Here is a 6,702-nt window from a genome sequence, read left to right as displayed (position 1 = left end):
CCATCCGGCGCGCCTTCTTTGCCTACTTTCTTGGCAAGACAAGAAAGTAGGTCGCCGCCCCGCAGGGGTGGTGAAACGGCAGTTGCCTTTGAAGTTGAAGTTAAGCCCCCCAATCCCCCAATCTAATGCCGCAAAACAATCCCCCCGCTCCCCGCATTCTGCTGCCGCCACTGCGTCGGACTCATCCCGAACCGCTCATGGAAAACCCGGCTGAAATGCGCCGCATCGCCAAACCCCAGCGCAAAAGCAATCTCGGTAATGCTGCGCCCGGCGTCGCCACTGCCCGCCAGCCGCGCCGCCGCCTGCCGCAACCGGCGCGACAGGATATAGGCATGCGGGGTCCGCCCGGACTCACGAAACAGGTTGTACAAAGTACGGCGCGACACGTTCAGCACTGCCGCCAGCCGATGCGCCGAAAGCTCCGGATCATGCAGATGCGCATCGATGAACTCGGCCAGCCGGCGCATGCGCGCTTCGCCAAGATGCCGCGCCACGGCAGCGTCCCCGCCATCGCCAAGGGCCGGCGGCGGCGTGCCGGCGCCTTGCAGCGCCGTCTCCATCAACGACACCACGGAATCCTGCAGCACGATCTGCCCTTGATGATCCAGCAGGTGCCCCGCGCAAGTGTCATGCAGCATGGCGCCCAGCGCCGACAGCGCGATGCGCGCCGCGCCCTCCCCGCGCAGCGCGCGGCCGCCCAGGCTGGTCGCCGCCTGGCGCCAGCCGAAGGCGCGTTCCTGCGGCACCAGCAGCACCAGCACCCGGCAGCGGTCCGCCATCTCGATGCTATAGGGCTGCGCGGTATCGTAGATCGACCACATGCCTGGCTCCAGCGAGGCCTCGTTGCCGCGCTGCGCCACGCGGCTGCGCCCGCTTAGCTGCCAGAAGATCTTGAAGAAGCCCGCGTCGGATGCCGCCACGTGCCGGGACTCGCGCGCGACACGGTGCGCGTCGACATCCATGTCCGCCACCGCGCTGGCGCCGAAACGCGCATAGCTGACGTGGCAATGAAAGCCCCCGCGCGTCTGGCGCGAATAATCGAGCGGCAGGAAACTGGTGTCGATGGCTTCGCGCCATTGATCGAAGGTCACGGTGGTCAACCGCGCCGGCGTCTGCTGCAGGTGCTGCGCTGCGGGCATCAGGACATCTCCAGTAGCCGGCGGTGTCTGGGCAACATGCGGGGAACATGCAGGGAACGCGCCGGAGGCCTCGAAGGTGGTTGCAAAGCCTAATGGAAAGCCCGTGAGCCGACAATGGGAACAATCACGCAGGCGCGCCGGCCAGCGCGGCGGCAAACATGCGAAGCCAGCATCACTTGCGATGTCAGACCACGCGATAGATTTCCCAGCGCGCGGTGCCGGAGACGACGAACGGTTCCAGCTCCTTGCCCCATTGCGCGTGGGCAGGTATCGACGCGAGCCGAGCCCAGGCGCTATCCAGTTCGCCGAGGTTGCTCACCTCCCAGTCGTGGACCACCGTGGCCTCGAGCGCGCCAATCGAGCCGGTCAGCAAGCGCCCGGTGACCAGGCCGACTTGCGGGGCGATCTCGCGCGCCCATGCCTGCAGGCGCTCGATGACTTCTTGCTTGTGCCCGAAACGGGCATCGATCTGCCACCTGGCTATCAACATGATGCTGCTCCTTGAACATTGGACATTGAACATTGGCCGCAGGTGTCGCGAGGGCGGACCGCCCCGCTGCACGCGGCGGCTAGCACCCCCGCCCCACCCATGCGCTACTTTTTTGAGGGGCCACGCCACCGCGTCGCCCCCCAGTTGCACTATAGACCGGCACCGTTGGAATCACGGTTGGAGAAAGCTGGAGAGAACTTAAGCCGCTGACGCGGAAGCAGTGCGCAAGATCCAGCACGAGGCGGCGGCAAGCTTCGACCGCGTATGCGTAGGCGACGTCATCGAGTGAGTATGAAACCCGGGCATGAAGCCCGAGTGTGAAGCCCGCTAGCCGAGCACCGCCCGGCGCACTTTGACCAGCGCGTCCTCCAGCGCGTCATGCGAGATGGAGCCGATCGCCAGGCGCAGCGCATGCGGCGCGCTTGGCGTGGCGGCAAACGGCTGGGCCGTCGTCACCAGGACGCCTTCGCGCTCCAGGCCAGCGGCGACGCGGTCCGCGCGCAGGTCCTCCGGCAAGGTCAGCCAGAGATAGTAGGAAGCGCGATGCGCTTTGACATCACAACCGCGCAGCACGCGGCGCGCCAGGCTTTGCCGCAGCCGCGCGTCCTTGCGCTTGCGGTCCTCGAGCTCGTCGACCAGTCCGGCCTCGATCCAATAACAGCCCAGCGCCACGGTCAGCGTGGGCGTGTTCCAGGTCGAGACGCGGATCGCGCCCTCCAGCGCGGGCACCAGCGCAAGGGGCGCGGCGACAAAGCCCACGCGCAAGCCGGACGCGACGCTCTTGGACAGCCCCGAGACATACACCGTGCGTTCGGGCGCGTAGGTAAACACCGGCTTGGGTGCCGGCTCGGCCAGGAAGGCATAGGCGCCATCCTCGATGAGCAGGAAATCATGCTTCTCGGCAAGCTCGGCAAGCCGGACCCGGGACGGCTCAGCCATCACCGTGCCCAGCGGATTGTGCATCGTTGGCATGGCGTAGACGGCGCGCACCGGACGCCGTTTGCATAACGCTGCCAGGTGCTCCAGGTCCATGCCGTCTACCGTGTGCGGCACCGCCTCCAGGTCAAGACGGTACGTCTGCGCGAGCCGTTTCATGCCGGGATAGGTCAGCGCATCCACAGCCAGGACGTCGCCCGGCTTGAGCAGCCCCATGACCGTCACGGCCAGGCCCTGCTGAGCGCCATTGACGATGAGCACCTGCTCGCCGCTCACCCGGATGCCCCGGTTGCGCAGATGCCTGGCCGCGGTCTGCCGCTCGTGCGCCCGCCCGCCCTGGGGCGCCGAATGCAGCAGCGCATCGAGGTCCCCCGAGGCCGCGATGGTACGCAGGCCATCGCGCAGCATCTCGGCCTGGCCGGGCAAGGACGGATAGTTGAAGGTGAGATCGACCGTGCCGAAACGCACCGGGTGCTGCTCCAGGCCCAGGCCGCGCGGCAGCGAGGTGTCGCGCACAAAGGTGCCCCGGCCGGTCTCGCCGACGACAAGCCCGATGGACTCCAGCTCCCGGTAGACGCGCGATGCGGTGGCCAGGGCGATGCCATGCTGCTTCATCAAGGCGCGAACGGTCGGCAATTGCGTGCCTGGCGGCAGCGCCCCCTCGCGGATGCGCCCCGCAATCTCGTCCATGATGGTTTTGTACCGGGCTGGGATCATGCCTTGGCCTGCGCGCCTTCATAGGATTGTTCTTTGTATCTAGAACAATTTTTTGTTTGTATCAGACACAAAGATTACGCTACCAGCCTCGACAACGTAAAGGGCTCCGCGGAGCTATCTGGAAACCTGGGCATGATCGAATTCGCTACCTTGTCGGTGTTCGCCGCGGCCGTGATGGTGCTGCTGCTGTCACCCGGGCCAAACATGGCCTTCGTCATGGCACACGGCGTCACCTACGGCCTCGGCGGCGGCGCGGCGGCCGCGCTCGGCATTGCCGCGGCAGACCTCGTGCTGACCGTCCTGACGGCAACCGGCATCACCGCCGTGATTGCCGCGTGGCCTCCGGCTTTCGACCTGATCCGCTATGCGGGGGCCCTGTACCTGCTGTGGATGGCCTGGAAAGCGCTGCGCCGCCCGCTGCTGCCGCTGGGCACGGTGACCCGGCAGGCCTCGTTGAAATCGGTGTTTTTCCGCTCTACGCTGAACAGCTTGCTGAATCCGAAAGCGTTGCTGTTCTTCATGGTCTTCCTGCCGCAGTTCGTGGATCCGGGAAAAGGCAACGTGGCCCGGCAGCTGATTGTCCTGGGCTGCGTGCTGACGGCGATCAGCACGGTGTTCCACGGCCTGCTGGGCGCGGCTGGCGGGTCGGCACGGCGGTTCCTGAGCCGCAACCCGCGTGCCGCCGTGTTCCAGAAATACGGGCTTGCCGTGGTGCTGGCGCTGCTGGCGCTGAGGCTGCTTGCCATGCCGAGGGTGTCCTAGCCGGCGAAGATGGCGGGCACTTCCATCCAGATCCTGAAAAGACAATACAAGAAGGACAACACGAGATGTACATCGCAGCCTTTATCTACAAGCCCGGCAAGATCGACGAAGAGTTCCAGCGGCTAAGCGCGGTCATTGACGACGTGGCGGCCAGCATTGCGGGCTTCCTGGGGGCCGAATCCTGGCGCTCGCCCGACGGAAAGCTGGCCAACGCCAGCTACTACTGGCGGGATCAGGAAGCCCTGCGGGCCTTCGCTGCCCATCCACGGCACCTTGACGCCAAGCGCCAGTACCGCAAGTGGTATGACGGCTATCACGTCGTGGTGTCAAAGGTGGAGCGCGTCTATGGCGACGGCAGCCTTGCTCACTTCACGCGGTTCGGCGAAGAAGAGAAAAAAGGCCGGTCGATCTGACCGGCCAAGCGATCCTCGCGCAAAGCAAGGTCGATATGATTGTTGGCGGCATCCTCCGTGCGCAGGATGCCGCCCAGGTGCTGCTCAGGTGTGGCTCAGGTGTGGTTTAGAAGCGGTGACGCACGCCGACGGTGGCGCCGGTCTGGTTCGCGCCCGGCAGAGCCGTGCCGGCACCGTTCAGGCCCAGGGTGGAGCCCGACTTGTTCTTCACGTAGCCAATGTTCACATAGGCATCGGTGCGCTTGGACAGCGAGTAGTCGCCCGACAGCACGTACATCCACGAATCCGCGCCGCTGTTCTTCAGGTCGGTGTAGTATGCCGCGCCGGTCAGCTGGAACGCAGGCGTGAACTTGTACTGCGCGCCTGCCCAGTACACATTGCTGCGGGTGACGGTGGCCGTGGCGCTGGCCGTGCCGTCGTCGCGCAGCCAGCGATAGCCGGCAAACACCTTGGCATCGCCGAAGGCATAGGACGCGCCGATGGCCGCGCGCTTGGCGCTGCGGTCCTTCAGTGCCACCGACGAGCCCTGGAACTGGTCATACGCCGCGCCGACCGAGAAGCTGCCAACAGCGTAGGCCAGGCCCGCGCCGTAGTTGCGGCCCACCTTGCTTTCGCCCGGCACTTCGCTGCCGTTGGTCACCGTGGCATCGCGCCCGGTGCTGTAGAAGCCGGTAGCCGTCAGGCCGCCGAACTTGCCCGTGTACTTGAAGGCGTTGTCGGCACGGCCGTTGAACAGCGAGTCGACACTATTGAGCGAGTAGCGCGGGCCAACGGCCATCGGGTCATAGGCGCCGAACAGGTCGTACAGCGCGTTTTGCTGGCGACCCAGCGTCACTGCGCCGAAATTGCCCTGCAAGCCAACGTACGACTGGCGGCCGAACAGGCGGTTGCCCTGGCCCGAGGCGCCGGTATCGATATCAAAGCCGCTTTCCAGCACGAAGATACCCTTCAGGCCACCGCCCAGGTCTTCGCTGCCGCGCAGGCCCCAGCGCGAGCCCGACAGGTTGCCGGAGTTCATGCGGGTAACGGTGCCACCCGCGGAGCCGGTGGCCGGCATGTGGTTGATGACTTCGATGCCAACGTCGGCGATGCCGTACAGCGTGACGCTGGACGAGGAGGTTTGGGCGAACGCTGCGCCGGAGGCTGCGGCAGCAGCCGCGGCAGTCATTGCAAGGAGAGCTTTCTTCACTGATTTTCTCTGTCTTATGGATGGATGAGGCAGTCTTCCGCCAGCCGCGGGCAACCATGCGATAGACGCCATGAACCGCACCCGTGGCGGCAGACCGCATTGTCGATGCCTTATGTGAAAGCTTGATGTCGCTTTGCATGGCTACATGTCTGCATGACTGCAATTGCAATCATCCAGGCACGCCCCACGTTGCAGCGATCCGGCGGGATATAGCACAACGTGATGCAAATGGATTTCCGCGAGTCGCCGGCAGCGGGTGAGCAGTGCACCACTTGGCTGCTGCATGGCTTGAGATCCGCCGCAGAAGTTCCCTGCTCCATGGATTTCCGGCGCTAGGGATTACGCGTAGCCACGAGAAATTCTCTTCAACATCGCTGCCCCGAAAGCCGATTGCAAGCCGTCGGAAAGCCGTTTGGAAGATGCCGTTCCTACAGTCTCGACACCCGCTCACGCCCGCGATGAAGTCGCGGTAAGGCAAGGGCGTAAAAACAGGAGACGGAGAGACCACCTCATGCATCGACACACCAACGCACGCTACCGTTCGGGTAGCCGGACCAGAGGGGATCTGCAATGAACACCCCCTCGCGTTTCAAGAAGGACTACTACGGCGGTGGGCTGATGACGCTGATCGGGCTCGCCACGCTAGTGGCCGGCCTGCAATATCGCACCGGCACCCTGAGCCACATGGGGCCTGGGTTCTTCCCGGCAGCGGTAGGGGCGCTACTGGCGATCGTCGGCGTGCTCATCGCCATCTCGGCGCGCAAGGAGCCACCGGCGCAAGCCCAGGCATCCGGACACGGGCATGGCGCCGGCCTGCCGGATCTGCGCGGATGTGCCTGCATCATCCTGGGCGTGCTCGCCTTCTTGCTGCTGGGCAAATATGGCGGCCTGATCCCCGCCACCTTCGCCATCGTGTTCATCTCGGCGCTGGGCGACCGGAGCAATACCGTGAAGCAAGCCGCCATCCTGGCACTGGCGATGTGCGTCATCGCCACGGTCGTGTTCTGGTGGGCGCTGCAGTTGCAGCTGCCGCTGTTTGCCTGGGGGGTCTGAACA

Annotated in this window: 7 protein-coding genes; 3 read left to right on the top strand and 4 right to left on the bottom strand. The window is 65.1% G+C overall.

Annotation, left to right across the window (positions count from 1 at the left end; genetic code table 11):
• Positions 1-122: 122 nt before the first annotated feature.
• The 3 genes from AC1RQC_RS36525 to AC1RQC_RS36515 all read right to left on the bottom strand — a co-directional run bounded on the left by AC1RQC_RS36525 (position 123) and on the right by AC1RQC_RS36515 (position 3,282).
• A complete protein-coding gene (locus tag AC1RQC_RS36525) occupies positions 123-1,139 on the bottom strand; it encodes a helix-turn-helix domain-containing protein (RefSeq protein ID WP_492886359.1) in 1,017 nt (338 codons plus the stop codon).
• Between the two features lie 184 nt (positions 1,140-1,323).
• Entirely contained in the window at positions 1,324-1,629 is a 306-nt protein-coding gene (locus AC1RQC_RS36520) for a hypothetical protein (protein WP_492372992.1), read from the bottom strand.
• 327 nt (positions 1,630-1,956) lie between these two features.
• Positions 1,957-3,282, bottom strand: coding sequence for an aminotransferase-like domain-containing protein (locus AC1RQC_RS36515; RefSeq protein ID WP_492886358.1), 1,326 nt, complete (start codon positions 3,280-3,282; stop codon positions 1,957-1,959).
• A gap of 132 nt (positions 3,283-3,414) precedes the next feature.
• Between AC1RQC_RS36515 and AC1RQC_RS36510 the strand changes: the two genes are divergently transcribed.
• Both AC1RQC_RS36510 and AC1RQC_RS36505 read left to right on the top strand, forming a co-directional pair.
• Positions 3,415-4,044 (top strand): LysE family translocator, encoded by a 630-nt coding sequence (locus AC1RQC_RS36510; RefSeq protein WP_492372994.1) that lies wholly within the window; start codon positions 3,415-3,417, stop codon positions 4,042-4,044.
• Between the two features lie 65 nt (positions 4,045-4,109).
• The gene (locus AC1RQC_RS36505; RefSeq protein ID WP_492372995.1) at positions 4,110-4,457 is read left to right on the top strand and encodes an antibiotic biosynthesis monooxygenase family protein; all 348 of its coding nucleotides are present in this window, start codon (positions 4,110-4,112) and stop codon (positions 4,455-4,457) included.
• A gap of 106 nt (positions 4,458-4,563) precedes the next feature.
• Here AC1RQC_RS36505 and AC1RQC_RS36500 read toward each other — a convergent pair whose 3' ends face one another.
• The gene (locus tag AC1RQC_RS36500; RefSeq protein WP_492372996.1) at positions 4,564-5,646 is read right to left on the bottom strand and encodes a porin; all 1,083 of its coding nucleotides are present in this window, start codon (positions 5,644-5,646) and stop codon (positions 4,564-4,566) included.
• A 570-nt stretch (positions 5,647-6,216) separates the two neighbouring features.
• Between AC1RQC_RS36500 and AC1RQC_RS36495 the strand changes: the two genes are divergently transcribed.
• A complete protein-coding gene (locus AC1RQC_RS36495) occupies positions 6,217-6,699 on the top strand; it encodes a tripartite tricarboxylate transporter TctB family protein (protein ID WP_253931946.1) in 483 nt (160 codons plus the stop codon).
• The last annotated feature ends 3 nt before the right edge of the window (positions 6,700-6,702 follow it).

The sequence above is a fragment of the Cupriavidus sp. GW822-FHT03E04 genome, from assembly GCF_058801495.1.
This window is presented reverse-complemented; position numbering and strand designations above follow the sequence as displayed.

What these genes read in the sequence shown, in the direction of transcription:
- AC1RQC_RS36520 (WP_492372992.1), bottom strand. Translation starts at nt 1,629, where the DNA reads ATGTTGATAGCCAGGTGGCAGATCGATGCCCGTTTCGGGCACAAGCAA.
- AC1RQC_RS36525 (WP_492886359.1), bottom strand. Translation starts at nt 1,139, where the DNA reads ATGCCCGCAGCGCAGCACCTGCAGCAGACGCCGGCGCGGTTGACCACC.
- AC1RQC_RS36505 (WP_492372995.1), top strand. Translation starts at nt 4,110, where the DNA reads ATGTACATCGCAGCCTTTATCTACAAGCCCGGCAAGATCGACGAAGAG.
- AC1RQC_RS36515 (WP_492886358.1), bottom strand. Translation starts at nt 3,282, where the DNA reads ATGATCCCAGCCCGGTACAAAACCATCATGGACGAGATTGCGGGGCGC.
- AC1RQC_RS36495 (WP_253931946.1), top strand. Translation starts at nt 6,217, where the DNA reads ATGAACACCCCCTCGCGTTTCAAGAAGGACTACTACGGCGGTGGGCTG.
- AC1RQC_RS36510 (WP_492372994.1), top strand. Translation starts at nt 3,415, where the DNA reads ATGATCGAATTCGCTACCTTGTCGGTGTTCGCCGCGGCCGTGATGGTG.